The organism is Shinella sp. BE166 (assembly GCF_051201095.1).
Taxonomy (GTDB): Bacteria; Pseudomonadota; Alphaproteobacteria; order Rhizobiales; family Rhizobiaceae; genus Shinella; species Shinella lacus.
Map to the genome: position 1 here is coordinate 135,231 of NZ_JBPEHL010000010.1, position 18,145 is coordinate 153,375.

Here is an 18,145-nt window from a genome sequence, read left to right on the forward strand (position 1 = left end):
CCTGCCAGTTGGCCGGGCAGCCGCGCCTTGCAAGTGCCGAAAGGCCGCAGGGTGAGGAAAGTCCGGGCTCCACGGAAACACGGTGCCGGATAACGTCCGGCGGGGGCGACCCCAGGGAAAGTGCCACAGAAAGCAAACCGCCTTCCTCGGAAGGTAAGGGTGAAAGGGTGGGGTAAGAGCCCACCGCGGTCCTGGCGACAGGGCTGGCAAGGCAAACCCCACCGGGAGCAAAACCGAATAGGGATGACGCGAAACGCGCAAGCGTTTCAGCCCGTTTCCGGGCCGGTCATCCGGGTGGGTTGCAAGAGGCCGGGCGCAAGTCCGGTCCCAGATGAATGGCTGCCACGTTCCGGCGTCAGTCGGAGCCATACAGAACCCGGCTTACAGGCCAACTGGCAAAAAACCTCCTCCGGACGATGATTTTTTATGACGTGCTAATGCGCTGAAATCCTTGGGGTTCGCGCATGCCTTGCTGCGCGTTGAAACGTACGCGGCCGGTGTTTCAGAATGTGTAAATACAAGGCCTTGGGCGGCGTTTTCTAACCATTTGTTAAACTTAACGCCTTATAAACGTTTGACGGTCCGATGACCGGGAAAGAGGTTCCTTCCCATTGACGCCCATATGGTCCCATGGTATCCCAAAATCACACTGCACGAGGACGCATGAGCGTCCGACCATCGCAAAGCTTTGAGGCTAACCGGCTGGGGACGGTGCGACGCGAATGCGTTGCATCTGGGCTGGTCCATGCGCGTGGTGTTGTGTTGGTTATGCCGGGGCGGATGCACAGCGTTCCGGTAGGGGAAGCGGCTGTAGCGTGTCATGAACCGATTCCTGTCGAATGCGACAAACAGGATCGATGCAAAGGGGAGGGTTTCCGTCCCCTCGGCATTCCGTTCCGTTCTGTCGCAGCGCGACATCCGGGAGCTGTACTGCTTTCAGGATTTCACCTTTCCGGCCATCAGCGTCGGTGGGCTGGATTTGCTCGATCGTTTGGAGCGCCAGATCGCCAGCGAGGATGTTTTTTCGCCGAAAGCCAATCGGATGTCGCTCCTCATTCACGGGGGCGGCGTCTTCATGAAGCTCGATTCGGAGGGGCGCCTGCCGGTCACGGATTTCATCCGGGACTATACGGGCATCACCACGGACGTGACCTTTGTCGGTCGGGCGGATCATTTTCAGCTCTGGGCACCGCAAGCATTCGAAGAGACGCAGGCGGCCGCCCGGGAAGAGTTCAGGTTGCGAGGTCTGGGCTCGGGGTAAGACGGAGAATCGGAATGACGGCGGATCTTGGCGGAGGTTTTACTGAAGCCGATGACGGACCGGTCCGTCACATTCCGGTTCTTCTCTCCGAGGTCATCGCGGCGCTCGCGCCCAAACCCGGCCAGGTCATTCTTGACGGCACCTTCGGCGCCGGCGGCTATACGTCTGCCATCCTGGCCGAAGGGGCGAATGTCATCGGGCTCGACCGCGATCCCAACGCGATTGCCGGCGGCCAACCGCTGGTCGAAGCTTCGGGTGGCAGACTTTCCCTCATCCATTCCCGCTTTTCCGAGCTTGCCGATCATGCGCCCGCAGGCGGTCTCGATGGCGTCGTGCTCGATATCGGCGTTTCCTCCATGCAGATCGACGAGGCCGAGCGCGGCTTCTCCTTCCAGAAGAACGGCCCGCTCGACATGCGCATGTCTGCCTCGGGCGTTTCGGCGGCCGATGTCGTCAACCGGGCCAAGGTCTCCGACCTCATCCGTATCTTCGGTTTCCTCGGTGAGGAGAAGCAGTCCGGCCGCATCGCCCGCGCCATCGAGAAGGCGCGCGAAAAAGAACTCTTCACCACGACGCGCCAGCTTGCCAACCTCATCGAGCTGACGACGCCCCGTAAGGCCAAGGACAAGATCCATCCGGCGACGCGCGTCTTCCAGGCGCTACGCGTCTTCGTCAATGACGAGCTCGGCGAGCTCGCGGAAGCGCTGTTTGCTGCCGAGCGTGCCTTGAAGCCGGGCGGACGGCTCGTCGTCGTCAGCTTCCACTCGCTGGAAGACCGGATCGTCAAGAAATTCTTCCAGGATCGCGCCGGAAAGGCTGCCGGATCCCGGCATTTGCCCGAAGTTCACGACAAGGCCGCAACCTTCGCACCAGTCGGGCGCCCTATGGTGGCGGCCAGCGACGAGGAGAGTGCGGTCAATCCGCGCGCAAGATCCGCGAAGCTTAGGGCAGGCGAGCGCACCAGCGCTCCTGCCGGGACGGATGATCTGTCCATTTTCGACCTGCCCAACCTTGCCAGCCTTGAGAAGATGGGAAGCTGAGTGATGTTCCGTACCCTTGATGTCGTGATGATCGCCGTCATGACCGCAGCAGCCACCGTCACCTACTCGATCAAGCACCAGGCCGAGAACAAGCTCGAGCAGGTGCGCAAGCTCGATGCCGAGATCAAGCTGGAAGAAGACACGATCGACCTGCTGAAGGCCGACTGGGCGCTGCTGACCCAGCCGAACCGCCTCAACCGCCTGGTGAAAGCCTACGAGACCGACCTGAAGCTCGTGCCGACCGAATCGACCCAGCTTGCGCAGCCGAGCGAGTTGCCCATGGCGACGGCCGAGCTGCCGGCGCTGGAGCCGGAGAAGGACGAAAAGGTCGCCCAGGACGGCAAGAAGACCAAGAAGAAGACCACGGACGCAATCCAAACCGGATCGGTGGCCAACTGATGTCGTTTCTCTCCCGCATCATGGACGTCAAGAGCAAGGCGCATTTCAACGCCGGCGGCAACAATAACAATAGGACCGGCGGCAATGGCGGCCAGGCCTTCGAGGGCACGCGCAAGCGCACGGGCTCGCAGGCCCGCAGCCGTGTCGCCGTCATCATCTGCTGCTTCGGCATGGTCTATGCCGTGATCGGCGGGCGCCTGGTGCAATATGGCATGGCCTCGCCGGAAACCGTGTCCTCGATCGGCCCGGCCGACCACCTGATGGCCTCGCGCCCCGACATCGTCGACCGCAACGGCGAAATCCTCGCCACCGACATCCGCACCGTTTCGCTCTATGCCGAACCGCACAAGATCGTCGACGCGGACGAGGCGGTCGAAATGCTCGCCACCGTGCTGCCGGAACTCGACCGGCGCGGCATCTACCGCAAGCTCACCTCGAAATCCCGTTTCCAGTGGCTGAAGCGCCAGCTCACGCCCAAGCAGCAGAGCCGCATTCTTGCCCTCGGCATTCCCGGTGTCGGCTTCCGGCCGGAAAAGCGCCGCTTCTATCCAGGCGGCGTCACCGCCTCGCACATCGTCGGCCACGTCAATATCGACAACCGCGGCATTGCCGGCATGGAGCGCTATATCGACAGCCAGGGCCTCGCCGACCTTGCCGCCATCGGCATGACGAGCGACGCCAAGCTGGAGCCGGTTCGGCTTTCGATCGACCTGCGCGTCCAGGCCATCGTGCGCGATGTCGTTGCGACGGGCATGGAGAAATACAAGGCGCTGGCCGCCGGTGCCGTCGTGATGGACGTGCACACCGGCGAGATCCTCGCCATGGCCTCCGTGCCGGATTATGACCCGAACAACCCGGCCGCCGGCGCCAAGGACGGCTGGATGAACCGCATGTCGAACGGCACGTTCGAGATGGGCTCGACCTTCAAGAGCTTCACCACCGCGATGGCGCTCGATTCGGGCAAGGTGAAGCTTACCGACAGTTTTGACGCGCGCGCGCCGATCCGCATCGGCGGCTTCACCATCAAGGACTTCCACGGAAAACACCGCGTGCTGACCGTGCCGGAAATCTTCCAGTATTCCTCGAACATCGGCACGGCGAAGATGGCCGACGTCGTCGGCATTGCCGGGCACAAGGAATTCCTGACCCGCATGGGCCTGCTCACCAAGCTCGACACGGAACTGCCGGAGGTGAAGACCCCGTCGCAGCCGCGCGAATGGAAGAAGATCAACTCGATCACCATCTCCTTCGGCCACGGCGTCTCGACGACGCCGTTGCAGACGGCGGTGGCGGCGGCAGCGCTGATGAACGGCGGCCTGCTCATCAACCCGACCTTCCTGCCGCGCACGGCCGAAGAGGCGAACGAGGTGGCCAAGGTGGTCGTCAAGCCGGAAACCGGCGAGCAGATGCGCTATCTCTTCAAGCTCAACGCAAACGACGGTTCCGGCCGCCGCGCGCTCGTTCCGGGCTTCAATGTCGGCGGCAAGACGGGCACGGCCAACAAGGTCGTCGGCGGGCGTTATTCCAACACGCAGAACTTCAACGCCTTCCTCTCGGCCTTCCCGATCGACGACCCGAAATACGTGGTCCTGACCTTCATCGATGCGCCGCAGACGGGCGAGGGCGGGGGCCGCACCGCCGGCCTTAACGCTGCCCCGATGGTCGGAGAGATCATCCGCCGCTCGGCAGCCCTTCTCGGTGTAAAGCCGAAATTTGGTGAGGACGGGTCTGCCTTGCTTGTGTCTTATTGAATGGAGAAGACGGGACGCCGATTCGGAAGTGAAACGGCGGCCCATGGAAAGCAACAGAGCAGACAATGAAGATCAGTGACCTCGCCGGACCCGAAACCTACGACCTGGGCGCCGCCGCCGCGATAGACATCAGCGGCATAACCAGCGACAGCCGGAAGGTGAAGCCGGGCGACCTCTTCGTCGCCCTTTCGGGCACCAAGGCCGATGGCAGCACCTTCGTTGCCGATGCGGTTTCCCGGGGTGCCGCCGCCGTCGTGGTTTCCACTGGTGCGGCCGTCGAAGCCGCCGTTCCGGTCATTGCCGTTGCCGAGCCGCGCCGTTTCCTGGCGCTCGCCGCCGCCCGTTTCCATGGCCGCCAGCCGGAGACCATGGTCGCCGTCACCGGCACCGCGGGAAAGACCTCCGTCGCCTCCTTCACGCGCCAGATCTGGGCGCATGCCGGCCATGCGGCCGCGATGATCGGCACGACCGGTGTCGTCGCGCCCGGCCGCAACGATTACGGCTCGCTGACGACGCCCGATCCGGTGTCGTTGCATGAACTCCTCGCCGAACTGGCCGATGCCGACGTTACACATGCGGCGATGGAAGCCTCAAGCCATGGCCTCGACCAGGCGCGCCTCGACGGCGTGAAGCTCGCCGCCGCGGCCTTCACCAATCTCGGCCGCGACCATATGGATTACCATCCGACGGTCGAGCACTACATGGCCTCCAAGATGCGGCTGTTCGATACGCTGCTGCCGAAGGGTTTTCCCGCCATCATCTATGCCGACGACGAATGGTCTGGCGTTGCGACGGATGCCGCGCGCAAGGCCGGGCTCGACGTGCGCACGGTCGGCCGCAAGGGCGACTATCTGGCGCTGAAGCGCGTCGAGCATTTCCGCCACAAGCAGACCGCCGAAGTGCATGTCGGCGACGATATCTATGAAGTGCACATTCCGCTCGCCGGCGATTTCCAGGTGGCGAATGCGCTGGTCGCGGCTGGTCTTGCCATGTCGACCGGCGTTCCGGCCCCCGTCGCGATGGCCGCCCTCGAAAAGCTCATCGGCGCTTCCGGCCGCCTCGAACTGGTCGGTCACGCGAAGAACGGCGCGCTCGCCTATGTCGACTATGCCCACAAGCCGGATGCGCTGGAAAACGTGCTGACCTCCGTGCGTCCCTTCACGACCGGCCGCGTCATCGTGGTCTTCGGCTGCGGCGGCGATCGCGACAAGGGCAAGCGGCCGATCATGGGCGAAATCGCCACGCGGCTTGCCGACGTGGTCATCGTCACCGACGACAATCCGCGCTCCGAAGTGCCGGCCACCATCCGCGCCGAGATCATGGACGCCGCCAAGGGCGCGACCGAGATCGGCGACCGGGCGGAGGCGATCCGCAGTGCCGTTCGGATGTTGCAGTCGGGCGATACGCTGATCGTCGCGGGCAAGGGGCATGAGGAGGGGCAGACCGTCGGCGCGGTGACGCTGCCATTCTCCGACCATGCGGAATTGCGCAAGGCCTTGGAGGAGCTCGACCGGTGAAATGGCTCTGGACCAGCGCTGATCTCGTCGCGGCCATGCATGGCCGTCCCATCGGCAACCTGCCGCAGGGCGTGACCGGCATTTCCATCGACAGCCGCGCGATCGGAGCCGGCGAAGCCTTCTTCGCCATCAAGGGCGATCGCGTCGACGGCCATGATTTTGCAAGCTTCGCCGTCGCCAATGGCGCCGCACTGCTCGTCGTCAGCGAGGGCAAGTTGCCGGCGCTCGGCCGGCTCGTGACGCCGATGATCGTGGTGCCGGACGTTCTCCAGGCGCTGGTCGATCTCGGCTGTGCCGCGCGCGATCGCACCGCGGCCCGCATCATCGCCGTCACCGGCTCCGTCGGCAAGACGACCAGCAAGGAGATGCTGCGCCAGGCGCTCGCGCCATCCGGCAGCGTGCATGCCTCCGTCGCCTCCTTCAACAATCACTGGGGCGTGCCGCTGACGCTCGCCCGCATGCCGGAAACCACGGATTTCGGCATTTTCGAAATCGGCATGAATCATGCCAACGAGATCCGCCCGCTGGTCGCCATGGTGCGCCCGCATGTGGCGATGATCACGACGATCGCGCCGGCCCATCTCGGCAATTTCCGCGACCTCGAAGAGATTGCCGCCGCCAAGGCGGAAATCTTCGAGGGCGTTGTGCCGGGCGGCCATGCCATCCTCAACCGCGACAACGAGCAGTTCGCCTTCCTCGAAAAGGCGGCGAAGGCAGCCGGCGTTTCCCACATCCACAGTTTCGGCGCCGATCCGAAGGCGGAGTTCCGCTTGCTCGATTTCATGCCGAGCGCCGAGGGCGGCCTGCTTCGCGCGGCGATCGGCGGGCAGACGCTGGAAGTGCCGATGGGCGCCCCCGGCCGGCACATTGCCGAAAATGCCGTGGCCGTGCTTGGCGCCGTACACCTGACCGGCGGCGATATCGAGAAGGCGATGGCGGGCCTTGCCACCATGCAGGCTGAAAAAGGCCGCGGGCGCCGTTACCAGCTTGCCAAAGATGGCGGCTGGTTCACGCTGATCGACGAAAGCTATAATGCCAGTCCGGCCTCGATGCGCGCGGCAATCGCGCTCTTGCGCGATGCCGAACCGCATGAGGGCGGGCGGCGCATCGCCGTGCTAGGCGACATGCTGGAAATGGGGGAACATTCGCCCTCCGTCCATGCCGGCCTTGCCGAACCGCTGGTCGAAGCCGGCATTGGCGATGTCTGGCTTGCCGGCCCCGACATGGCGGCGCTGAGGGATGCGCTGCCGGAGGGCGTGCAGAGGGAATATCGCGACACCGCCGACGACCTCGCCGCCTTCGCGCTTGGCGCAGTGCGGCCGGGCGACGTGCTGGTCGTCAAATCGTCGAAGGGCACGGGATTTAGCCGCATCGTGGCGGCCCTGCTTGACAAATATCCGGCGTTCTCCGAGAGGGGACGCGAGAGTTGAGGAGGTTCGGCCGGGCTTAAAGCAATTCCAGCAAAAGTGCGAAAGCGGTTTTGCGTCCGGAATTGCGTCAGACAAAAAGCCCGCCGGACCTCGCTTTTTATGTGATTTTCCCATCTCGGCCGGTCACGCCGGGATGATTCGGGGAACCTTTTGGGGAAAGGGTGACAATGCTGCTTTGGCTCGTCGAGCTGGCTGACACCGTTCAGGTGTTCAACCTGTTCCGCTACATTACCTTCCGGACGGGCGCTGCGCTGTTCACCTCGGCCACCATCGTCTTCCTGTTCGGGCCGATGATCATCGCCTCCCTGCGCATCCGCCAGGGCAAGGGTCAGCCGATCCGCGCCGACGGGCCGCAGACCCATTTCAAGAAGGCCGGCACCCCCACCATGGGCGGCCTGATGATCCTCGCCGGCATCGTCGGCAGCGCGCTGCTCTGGGCGGATCTCTCCAACGTCTATGTGGTCGCCACGCTGCTCGTGACGCTCGGCTTCGGCGCCATCGGCTTCTACGATGACTACCTGAAGGTCACCAAACAGACCGACAAGGGCTTTTCCGGCAAGGCGCGCCTCGCCCTGGAATTCATCATCGCGGGTGCCGCCACCTATTTCATGATGCGCGCCTCGCTTGCAACGGGACCGGCCGGCTCGACGTTCGGCTCCTCGATCGCCTTTCCCTTTGCCAAGGATTTCATGGTCAATCTCGGCATCTTCTTCGTGCTGTTCGGCGGCTTCGTCATCGTGGCGGCCGGCAATGCGGTGAACCTGACGGACGGCCTCGACGGCCTCGCCACCGTTCCGGTGATGATCTCGGCCGCCTCCTTCGGCGTCATCGCCTATCTCGCCGGCAACGCGGTCTTCGCGAACTACCTGCAGATCCATTTCGTGCCCGGCACGGGTGAACTTGCCGTGGTGCTCGGCGCGGTCATCGGGGCCGGCCTCGGCTTCCTGTGGTTCAACGCGCCGCCCGCCGCCATCTTCATGGGCGATACAGGGTCGCTGGCGCTCGGGGGCCTCATCGGCACGGTGGCGGTCGCCACCAAGCACGAGATCGTCATGGCGATCATCGGCGGCCTCTTCGTCATGGAGACGCTGTCGGTCATCATCCAGGTCGCCTCGTTCAAGCTCACGGGAAAACGCGTCTTCCTCATGGCGCCGATCCACCACCATTTCGAGAAGAAGGGCTGGACGGAAAGCCAGGTCGTCGTGCGCTTCTGGATCATCGCCGTCGTGCTCGGCCTGGTCGGCCTCTCCACGCTCAAGCTGCGGTGAGGCTTCGATGATCCCCGTCACCACCTTCAAGGGCAAGGCGGTCGCGCTTTTCGGGCTCGGCGGCTCCGGCCTTGCGACGGCGCTGGCGCTGGCCTCCGGCGGTGCGGATGTCACCGCCTGGGATGACAGCGCGGCGAGCGTCGAGAACGCTGCCGCCGCTGGCGTTAAGACCGGGGACCTGCGCAGCCTCAACTGGACCACCATCTCCGCACTGGTGCTCTCGCCCGGCGTGCCGCTGACCCATCCGAAGCCCCACTGGAGCGCCGATCTCGCGCGTACCGCCGGCGTCGATGTGATCGGCGATATTGAGCTTTTCGTGCGCGAGCGCCGGGCGCATGCGCCGGATTGCCCCTTCATCGCCATCACTGGCACGAACGGCAAGTCGACGACCACGGCGCTGATCGCCCATATCCTGAAATCGAGCGGCCGCGATACGCAGCTCGGCGGCAATATCGGCACGGCCGTGCTGACGCTCGATCCGCCGAAGGCCGGCCGCTTCTACGTGGTCGAGTGCTCGTCCTACCAGATCGACCTCGCGCCGACGCTGAACCCGTCGGCCGGCATACTGCTCAACGTGACGCCGGATCATCTCGATCGCCACGGCTCCATCGAACACTATGCCGACGTCAAGGAACGCCTGGTCGCCGGCAGCGGGACCGCGATCGTCGGCGTCGACGACAGCTATTGCGAACGCATCGCCGACCGCGTCGAGCGGGCCGGCACGAAGGTCGTGCGCATTTCCAAGCGCAGCGTGCTCGCCGATGGCATCTATGCCGATGGCGCTCGTCTTGTGCTCGCCCGGGGTGGCGCGACGCATGAAGTCGCCGATCTCTCGCCGATCCAGACGCTGCGTGGCGCGCACAATGCCCAGAACGCTGCGGCGGCTGTCGGCGCCTGCCTGGCAGTCGGCGTCAGCGAAGACGAGATCCGTGCAGGCCTTACCTCGTTCCCGGGGCTGAAACATCGCATGCAGCCCGTCGGGCGCAAGGGCGACACGCTGTTCGTCAACGATTCCAAGGCGACCAATGCAGATGCCGCGGCCCCGGCACTGTCGAGCTTCGAGCGCATCTACTGGATTGCCGGTGGCGTCGCGAAAGAAGGCGGCATTTCCACGCTCGGCGAATTCTTCCCCAAGATTGCCAAGGCCTATCTGATCGGCGAGGCGGCGCCTGCCTTTGCGGCGACGCTCGGCGAAGCGGTGCCGTTCGATGTATCCGGCACGCTGCAGCGCGCCGTCGAGGATGCGGCGGCGGATGCCGGGCGGGATGGGAGCGGCCCCGTGGCCGTTCTTCTATCCCCGGCTTGCGCAAGCTTCGACCAGTACAAGAACTTTGAAGTCAGAGGCGATGCCTTCGTGAAACATGTCGCGGCGCTGCCGGGCGTGTCCATGCTTATTGAAGTTTGAACGGAAGCAATTCCCGTAAACGTGTGCGGCGGCGGCGTTTGGAATTGTTTTGCAACAGAGGAAAGAGACATGGTTAGTCGTGCCGAACGTGGTGCATTGGCGGACTGGTTCTGGACGATAGACCGGTTCTTCCTCGCGGCCTTCATCCTTTTGATGGGCCTCGGCTTCATGCTGTCCTTCGCGGCAAGCCCGCCTGTCGCCGAGCGTCTCGGGCTCGACAGCTTCCACTTCGTCAAGCGCCATGCAGTGTTCCTGCTGCCGGCCATCGCCGTGATGTTCGGCATCTCCTTCATGTCGCCGCGCCAGGTGCGGCGCGCGGCCATGATCCTCCTCGTCATTTCGCTTGCGGCCATGGTGCTGGCGCTATTCTTCGGCGTCGAGGTCAAGGGGTCGCGGCGCTGGATTTCCATCGGCAGCTTCTCCATCCAGCCGTCGGAGTTCATGAAGCCGGCCTTCGTCGTCATCTGCGCCTGGCTGTTCGCCGAACATGCCCGCCAGCCGGAAATCCCCGGCAACCTCTTCGCCATCATCCTCTTCGGCATCGTCGCGGCCCTTCTCGTCGCCCAGCCCGACCTTGGCCAGACCATCCTGACGGCCGCCGTCTGGGGCGGCATGTTCTTCATGGCCGGCATGCCCTGGCTATGGATCATCGTGCTCGGCGGGGCGGCCGTCGGCGGCCTTCTGACGGCCTATACGTTCCTGCCGCACGTGGCGGGCCGTATCGACAAGTTCATGACCGGCGAGGGCGATACGTTCCAGATGGACACGGCGCGCGAAGCCATCATTCGCGGCGACTGGTTCGGCCAGGGGCCGGGCGAGGGCACCGTCAAGCGCATCATCCCGGACAGCCACACCGACTTCATCTTTTCCGTTGCGGCCGAAGAGTTCGGCATCCTGTTCTGCATGGTCATCGTGCTGATCTTCGCCTTCGTGGTGATGCGTGGCCTCAACCATGCCTTCAAGGAGCGCAACGATTTCACGCGCTTTGCCGTCGCCGGCCTCGTCTTGCAGATGGGCACGCAGTCGATGATCAATATCGGCGTGAACCTCGAACTGCTGCCGGCCAAGGGCATGACGCTGCCGCTGATTTCCTACGGCGGCTCGTCGATGATCGCGATCTGCGTGACGGCCGGCTTCATCCTGGCGCTGACCCGCCACCGCCCGGAAAAGCGCGCCTCCGAGCGCAGCCTCTTCCGCGGCGGCATCGTGGCGCCGGCCGAATAAGGGTTTTGCATGGACAAAGGCATCGTTCTTCTCGCCGCGGGTGGCACCGGCGGTCATCTCTTTCCCGCAGAGGCGCTGGCGCATGAGCTGAAGGCCGGCGGCTGGTCGGTGCATCTCGTGACCGACAGCCGCGCGGAGCGCTTTGCAGGGAAGTTCCCGGCGGATGCGATCCATGTCGTGCCATCTGCAACGATCGGCTCGAAGAACCCGATCAGCGTCGCCCGCTCGCTCTTCACGCTGTGGAAGGGCATGCGCGCCGCGCGAAAACTGATGGCGCGGCTGACGCCCAAGGTCGTCGTCGGTTTCGGCGGTTATCCCACCGTGCCGCCGCTGCTTGCTGCCACAGGCATGGGCATCCCCTCGATGATCCACGAGCAGAACGCCGTGATGGGCCGTGCCAACAAGGCGCTCGCCAACCGCGTCAAGGCGATTGCCGGCGGGTTCCTGCCGGAGACCGGCGGCCCCTATGCCGACAAGACGGTGACGACGGGCAATCCGGTTCGCCCCGCCGTGCTTGAAGCCGCGGCCGTTCCCTATGAGCCCTCGACGGACGGCGAATTCCGGCTTGTCGTCTTCGGCGGCAGTCAGGGCGCGCAGTTCTTCTCCAAGGCCATCCCCTCGGCGATTGCCGCCATGGAATCCGCCGATCGTGCACGGTTGAGAATCACCCAGCAGGCGCGGACGGAAGACCGCGACGAGGTGGTGCGCACCTATGCCGAGCTCGGCATTCCGGCCGATGTCTCGCCCTTCTTCAACGACATGGCGGCGCGCATCGGGCGGGCGCATCTCATCATCAGCCGCTCGGGCGCCTCGACGGTTTCGGAAGTCTCCGTCATCGGCCGTCCGGCCGTGCTCGTGCCTTATCCCTATGCGTTGGATCACGACCAGGCGGCGAATGCGGCGGCTCTGGCTGCGGGTGGCGGCGCGAAGGTCATTGCGCAGGCGGAGCTTTCGACGGAGCGGCTTGCCAGCATCGTTACCAAGGCGATGCATGACCCGGCCCGCATGACGGCCATGGCCGAGAGCGCCAGAAAGGCCGGAAAACCGGACGCCGCGCGCTTGCTCGCATCGATGGTTGAGGCTATTGCGGGCGGCAGGACGATCGCACAATTCAAGGGAGAACGGCCATGAAGATGCCGCAGAGCATAGGGCTCGTTCATTTCATCGGCATTGGCGGCATCGGCATGAGCGGCATTGCCGAGGTGCTGCACAATCTCGGCCACAAGGTGCAGGGCTCCGACCAGGCGGAGAGCGCCAACGTGCAGCGCCTGCGCGAAAAGGGCATCGAGGTCTTCGTCGGCCACAAGCCGGAAAATCTCGGTGAAGCCGAAGTCGTCGTCGTCTCGACCGCCATCCGCAAGAACAATCCGGAACTCGTCGCGGCGCGCGAAAAGCTGCTGCCGGTCGTGCGCCGGGCCGAAATGCTCGCAGAGCTGATGCGCTTCCGCAATGCCATCGCCATCGGCGGCACGCATGGCAAGACCACGACGACCTCGATGGTTGCGACGCTGCTGGAAGCCGGCGGGCTCGATCCGACGGTCATCAATGGCGGCATCATCAATGCCTACGGCACCAACGCCCGCATGGGCGAGGGCGAGTGGATGGTCGTCGAGGCCGACGAATCGGACGGCACCTTCCTGAAGCTGCCCGCCGACATCGCCGTGGTCACCAATATCGACCCGGAACATCTCGACCATTACGGCAATTTCGATGCCGTGCGCGCGGCCTTCCGCCAGTTCGTCGAGAACGTGCCGTTCTATGGCTTTGGCGTCATGTGCCTCGACCATCCGGAAGTGCAGGCGATGGTCAGCCGCATCGAGGACCGCAAGGTCATCACCTATGGCGAGAACCCCCAGGCCGACGTGCGCTTCGGCAATATCCGCATGGATGGCGCGACCTCGGTCTTCGACGTGGAGATCCGCCGCCGCCGCACCGGCCAGGTGATTTCGCTGAAGGACCTGCGCCTGCCGATGCCGGGCCGCCACAACGTTTCCAATGCGACGGCGGCGATCGCCGTCGCCCAGCGCCTCGGCATGTCGCCGGAAGCGATCGCCAAGGGACTGGCAAGTTTCGGCGGCGTCAAGCGCCGCTTCACGCTCACCGGCAACTGGAACGGCGTCAGCGTCTATGACGACTACGGCCACCATCCGGTCGAGATCAAGGCCGTGCTGCGTGCCGCGCGCGAGGCCTGTGCCGGCCGCATCATCGCGATCCACCAGCCGCACCGCTACAGCCGCGTGGCGAGCCTGTTCGAGGAATTCGCCGGCTGCTTCAACGATGCCGACACCGTGATGATCGCGCCTGTCTATGCGGCGGGAGAGGATCCGATCGAGGGCGTGAGCGCGGAAGAGCTGGTTTCGCGCATCAAATCCGGCGGCCACCGCGATGCGCGCTTCCTGCAATCACCGGAAGCATTGGCGCCGATCGTCGCCACCATTGCAAAGCCGGGCGACTTTGTGGTTCTCTTGGGGGCTGGCAGCATTACATATTGGGCGCAGGCGCTGCCGAAGGAACTGGCAGACATTTCGGGACAGGTGGCATGAAGCAGGTGGATGGTGCAAAACTACTGGCGTCGCTGGGCGAGGGGATCGGGCAAGTCCGCGGCCGCCTGACGCCGGATGCACCGATGGACCGCGTGACCTGGTTCCGCGCCGGCGGCCTCGCCGAGCTGATGTTCCATCCGCATGATGTCGACGATCTCGTCACCTTCCTGAAGATCGTGCCGGAAGAGGTTCCGCTCACCGTCATCGGCGTCGGCTCGAACCTGCTGGTGCGCGACGGCGGCATTCCGGGCATCGTCATCCGGCTTTCGGCCAAGGGTTTCGGCGATGTGGAGCTTGCCGGCGAAAACCGCATCAAGGCGGGCTGCATCTGCCCGGACAAGAACCTGGCCGCCATGGCGCTCGACCACGGCCTTGCCGGCTTCGAATTCTATTACGGCATTCCCGGTGCCATCGGCGGTGCGCTGCGCATGAATGCGGGCGCCAACGGCGGCGAGACGAAGGATGTCGTCGTCGAGGTGCACGCTGTCGACCGCAAGGGCAACCAGCATGTGCTGAGCAATGCCGACATGGGTTACACCTACCGCCATTCCGCGGCGTCCCCCGACCTGATCTTCACGCACGCCGTCTTCCAGGGCGAGGTGGGCGACAAGACCGAGATCCGCGCCAAGATGGATGCCGTGCGCCAGCACCGCGAGACGGTGCAGCCGATCCGCGAAAAGACCGGCGGCTCGACCTTCAAGAATCCGGAAGGCCATTCCGCCTGGAAGCTGATCGACGAGGCCGGCTGCCGCGGCATGATGATCGGCGGCGCGCAGATGTCGCCGATGCATTGCAACTTCATGATCAATACCGGGCAGGCGACGGGCTACGAGCTCGAATATCTCGGCGAGACCGTGCGCAGCCGCGTGCAGGAGCATTCCGGCATCCTGCTGCAATGGGAAATCAAGCGCCTCGGCAGGTTCATGCCGGGCTATGAGGTAAAGGAATTCCTGGGCCGCGCAACGGCCTGATACGTCGTACCCTTGCTGGGGAGTTTGCGGGCGTTTTTCGAACGTCGCGCCACTCCCTCTCCCCCATCAGGCAAGTGTCTCAAAAACTGTGTGAGGTCGCGCATCCGCTGCGCGACGCGCCCCGCCTTTGCGGGGTGGATGGGGGCATTTCGTGTTCAAAAAACTCTCCGCCGAGTTCATCGGCACGTTCTGGCTGATCTTTTGCGGCTGCGGCAGCGGCGTGCTGGCCGCCGCGGTTCCCGAGGTCGGCATCGGCCTGCTCGGCGTTTCCCTGGCCGCGGGCCTTGCGCTGATGGCCATGATCTATGCGATCGGCGGCGTTTCCGGCGGACACATGAACCCGGCCGTTACCGTGGGCCTGGCGGTCGCCGGCAAGTTTCCCGCCCGCCACATCCTGCCCTATATCCTTGCGCAGGTCGCGGGGGCGACTGCGGCGGCGGCTGTGCTCTATCTCGTGGCGTCCGGCAAGGCGAGCTTCCAGCCGGGCGGCTTCGCCTCGAACGGTTATGGCGATCTCTCGCCGGGCGGCTATTCGCTGGCGGCGGGTTTCGTCGCCGAAGTGGTGCTGATGGCGCTTTTCCTCTTCATCATCCTCGGCTCCACCCATCGCCGCGCGACGAAGGACATAGCGCCCGTCGTCATCGGCCTCAGCCTAACGGTGATCATCCTCGTCTCGATCCCGATCACCAACACCTCGCTGAACCCAGCGCGTTCGACGGGGGTCGCGTTCTTCGCCGAGACGGCGGCGCTGTCGCAGTTGTGGCTGTTCTGGCTGGCGCCGATGCTTGGCGCGGTCATCGGTGCGGTGATCTGGAAGGTGGTCGGCGAGGACGGTTGAGTGGGAGGGGGAAAAGACCGCATGACGGGAATTGTATGATTATTAGAAATCGTGCAGATTTCCATTTTTATTCAGCTTCCGTTCAGAGAAGTTTAGCGACACCTATTCCAATCGCGCGATGGTTGCGTGATTGGCGCTGCTCCAGCGGCGCTCGGAATAGGGGGCTTTCATGTTTAAAAAACTTTCTGCCGAATTTCTCGGCACGTTCTGGCTCGTCTTCGGCGGCTGCGGCAGTGCCGTTCTCGCCGCCGCGTTCCCGGGACTCGGTATCGGCTATGTCGGCGTCTCCTTCGCCTTCGGCCTGACCGTTCTCACCATGGCCTATACGGTCGGCGGCATTTCCGGCGGGCACTTCAACCCGGCGGTTTCCGTGGGCCTGACGGTTGCCGGCAAATTCCCGGCCGCAAGCCTCGTGCCCTATATCGTGGCGCAGGTCGTGGGTGCGGTCGTGGCCGCTGGCGTGCTCTACCTCATCGCCTCCGGCAAGACCGGTTTCCAGGCCGGTGGTTTTGCTTCGAACGGGTACGGCGAGCTTTCGCCGGGCGGTTATTCGCTGACGGCGGCGCTCGTTGCCGAAGTGGTGCTGACGGCGTTTTTCCTGATCATTATCCTCGGCTCGACGCATGGCCGCGCGCCGGTCGGCTTTGCGCCCATCGCCATCGGCCTCGGCCTGACGCTGATCCATCTCGTGTCGATCCCGGTGACGAACACCTCGGTCAACCCGGCGCGTTCCACGGGCGTGGCCCTCTTCGCCGAGACGGCGGCGCTGTCGCAGCTCTGGCTGTTCTGGCTCGCCCCGATCGTCGGCGCGGTGATCGGCGCGGTCGCTTGGAAGATCGTCGGCGAAGACGACTGATCGCAGGGCAAAGAAAGACCCGCCGCGTCGCCGCGGCGGGTTTTTCGATTGTCGAAGGCTCAGACCTCTTCCTTGCCCGAAAGCAGGATGCAGGCGAGCGTGATGAGTGCCGCGATGCCGAGGTAATAGCCGACATAGGTCATGCCGTAATTCGCCTGCAGCCACGTCGCGATGTAAGGCGCGAGCGACGCACCGAAGATGCCGGCGAAGTTGAAGGTGATCGAGGAGCCGGTGTAGCGTACCTTCGTGGGGAAGGGGGCCGCAAGCGCCGTGCCGATCAGGCCGTAGGTCATGCCCATCAGCGCCATAGCAAGAATCACGAAGATGAAGATCGCCGTTTCGCCGCTCGTCATCAGGCCGGGCAGGAAGAACGAGAAGATGCCGATCAGGACCGTCGTGGCGATCAGCACCTCGCGGCGACCGAACCGTTCCGCCAGCTTGCCGGCGATCGGGATGAAGATGCCGAAGAGCACCGAGCCGACGAGCTGGATTTCCAGCGCCTCGACGAAGGGGATGCCGAGCACCTTGATGTTGTAGGACAGAAGGTAGGCCGATCCGATATAGAACAGCACGAAGGTCGCCAGCGCCACGAACGTGCCGAGCACGAGGCTGCGCTTGTGGTTGCGGAAGAGCTCCACGACCGGCACTTCGACGCGCTCCTGCTTCTCGATGGCCTTCTGGAAGGCCGGCGTCTCGGTGATCGACAGGCGCACCCAGAGGCCGACGGCGATCAGCACGATCGACGCGATGAAGGGCACGCGCCAGCCCCAGGCGAGCAGCGATTCCTGCGACATGACATGCAGCAGCAGCCAGAAGACGCCGGAGGACAGGAACAGGCCGACCGGTGCACCGAGCTGCGGGAACATGCCGTACCAGCTGCGCTTGCCCGGCGGGGCGTTTTCGGTTGCGAGCAGCACCGCGCCGCCCCATTCGCCGCCAAGCCCGAAGCCCTGGCCGAAACGGCAGAGCGCCAGCAGCAGCGGCGCCAGGACGCCGATCGTCTCATAGGACGGCAGCAGGCCGATGATGACGGTCGAGACGCCCATGGTCAGAAGCGCCGCGACGAGCGTCGTCTTGCGGCCGACGCGGTCGCCGTAATGGCCGAAGACGATGGCGCCGAGCGGGCGGGCGAAGAAGGCGATGGAGAAGGTCGCGAAGGACGCGAGAAGTGCGGTCGTCGGATCGCTGTTCGGGAAGAACAGCGTCGGGAAGACCAGCACGGCGGCCGTGGCGTAGACATAGAAATCGAAGAATTCGATGGTCGTTCCGACCAGGCTTGCAAAGAGAACACGCGCCGGGGAGTTAAGCCCGGCGCGGTTGGCATGCGTCGCGGTCGGCGACCCGGATGCGAGTGAATCGCTCATCATGGGTGCCTTTTTGATTGTTTTTCCTTGCCGTCTTGGGAGGCAGCAGGGGGCTCATACGCCAACCGACTGGTCGATGAAACAATAAATGTGCCCGAAAGAGCGGAAAATCGTACTTTTCGTGCGCCCGCCCGGCCGCCTTATTTACCAAGGCTTCGCGGTCGCGTTTACCAGCCGCTCTCGCGTCCCGGTTTCGGCCATCCTCTTGCACACTTCGCAACTCTCTGATTCCAGGGAGAGAATCGAAGCGTGACTTGATTCGGCCCGAGGAAAATTTT

At 64.3% G+C, this 18,145-nt stretch carries 15 protein-coding genes and 1 other RNA gene; 15 read left to right on the plus strand and 1 reads right to left on the minus strand.

Going from position 1 to position 18,145, the window contains the following annotated elements; translation table 11 throughout:
* The first annotated feature begins 4 nt into the window (after positions 1-4).
* From rnpB to aqpZ (J2Y63_RS22920), 15 genes are all read left to right on the plus strand, one after another.
* Positions 5-400, plus strand: an RNA gene (rnpB, locus tag J2Y63_RS22850) — RNase P RNA component class A.
* Between the two features lie 420 nt (positions 401-820).
* Positions 821-1,261, plus strand: a complete 441-nt coding sequence (gene mraZ / locus J2Y63_RS22855; protein WP_256117167.1) for a division/cell wall cluster transcriptional repressor MraZ — start codon at positions 821-823, stop codon at positions 1,259-1,261.
* A 14-nt stretch (positions 1,262-1,275) separates the two neighbouring features.
* A complete protein-coding gene (rsmH, locus tag J2Y63_RS22860) occupies positions 1,276-2,301 on the plus strand; it encodes a 16S rRNA (cytosine(1402)-N(4))-methyltransferase RsmH (protein ID WP_435267951.1) in 1,026 nt (341 codons plus the stop codon).
* 3 nt (positions 2,302-2,304) lie between these two features.
* A complete protein-coding gene (ftsL, locus tag J2Y63_RS22865) occupies positions 2,305-2,700 on the plus strand; it encodes a cell division protein FtsL (RefSeq protein ID WP_256117165.1) in 396 nt (131 codons plus the stop codon).
* Complete coding sequence (locus tag J2Y63_RS22870) at positions 2,700-4,451, plus strand: peptidoglycan D,D-transpeptidase FtsI family protein (RefSeq protein ID WP_256117164.1); 1,752 nt, start codon at positions 2,700-2,702, stop codon at positions 4,449-4,451. Before ftsL ends, J2Y63_RS22870 begins: the two co-directional genes overlap by 1 nt.
* Before the next feature lie 65 nt (positions 4,452-4,516).
* Complete coding sequence (locus J2Y63_RS22875) at positions 4,517-5,968, plus strand: UDP-N-acetylmuramoyl-L-alanyl-D-glutamate--2,6-diaminopimelate ligase (RefSeq protein WP_435267952.1); 1,452 nt, start codon at positions 4,517-4,519, stop codon at positions 5,966-5,968.
* Positions 5,965-7,398, plus strand: a complete 1,434-nt coding sequence (locus J2Y63_RS22880; RefSeq protein WP_435267953.1) for a UDP-N-acetylmuramoylalanyl-D-glutamyl-2,6-diaminopimelate--D-alanyl-D-alanine ligase — start codon at positions 5,965-5,967, stop codon at positions 7,396-7,398. Before J2Y63_RS22875 ends, J2Y63_RS22880 begins: the two co-directional genes overlap by 4 nt.
* 167 nt (positions 7,399-7,565) lie before the next feature.
* Positions 7,566-8,666, plus strand: coding sequence for a phospho-N-acetylmuramoyl-pentapeptide-transferase (gene mraY, locus J2Y63_RS22885; protein WP_256117159.1), 1,101 nt, complete (start codon positions 7,566-7,568; stop codon positions 8,664-8,666).
* A gap of 7 nt (positions 8,667-8,673) precedes the next feature.
* Positions 8,674-10,071, plus strand: a complete 1,398-nt coding sequence (gene murD / locus J2Y63_RS22890) for a UDP-N-acetylmuramoyl-L-alanine--D-glutamate ligase (RefSeq protein WP_435267954.1) — start codon at positions 8,674-8,676, stop codon at positions 10,069-10,071.
* Between the two features lie 69 nt (positions 10,072-10,140).
* Positions 10,141-11,295, plus strand: a complete 1,155-nt coding sequence (gene ftsW, locus J2Y63_RS22895) for a putative lipid II flippase FtsW (protein ID WP_256117154.1) — start codon at positions 10,141-10,143, stop codon at positions 11,293-11,295.
* A 9-nt stretch (positions 11,296-11,304) separates the two neighbouring features.
* A complete protein-coding gene (gene murG, locus J2Y63_RS22900) occupies positions 11,305-12,426 on the plus strand; it encodes an undecaprenyldiphospho-muramoylpentapeptide beta-N-acetylglucosaminyltransferase (protein WP_435267955.1) in 1,122 nt (373 codons plus the stop codon).
* Positions 12,423-13,838, plus strand: coding sequence for a UDP-N-acetylmuramate--L-alanine ligase (gene murC, locus J2Y63_RS22905; protein ID WP_435267956.1), 1,416 nt, complete (start codon positions 12,423-12,425; stop codon positions 13,836-13,838). Before murG ends, murC begins: the two co-directional genes overlap by 4 nt.
* Positions 13,835-14,809, plus strand: a complete 975-nt coding sequence (gene murB, locus J2Y63_RS22910; protein ID WP_435267957.1) for a UDP-N-acetylmuramate dehydrogenase — start codon at positions 13,835-13,837, stop codon at positions 14,807-14,809. The genes murC and murB overlap by 4 nt, the downstream gene beginning before the upstream one ends.
* A 151-nt stretch (positions 14,810-14,960) precedes the next feature.
* A complete protein-coding gene (gene aqpZ, locus J2Y63_RS22915; RefSeq protein ID WP_435267958.1) occupies positions 14,961-15,647 on the plus strand; it encodes an aquaporin Z in 687 nt (228 codons plus the stop codon).
* Positions 15,648-15,816: 169 nt separating this feature from the next.
* A complete protein-coding gene (aqpZ, locus tag J2Y63_RS22920; protein WP_435267959.1) occupies positions 15,817-16,503 on the plus strand; it encodes an aquaporin Z in 687 nt (228 codons plus the stop codon).
* A 59-nt stretch (positions 16,504-16,562) separates the two neighbouring features.
* On the opposite strand, the gene J2Y63_RS22925 is transcribed toward aqpZ (J2Y63_RS22920), so the two are convergent.
* Positions 16,563-17,867 carry an MFS transporter gene (locus tag J2Y63_RS22925; RefSeq protein WP_435267960.1) on the minus strand — a complete coding sequence of 435 codons (1,305 nt, stop codon included), beginning with the start codon at positions 17,865-17,867 and terminating at the stop codon, positions 16,563-16,565.
* Between the last annotated feature and the right edge of the window lie 278 nt (positions 17,868-18,145).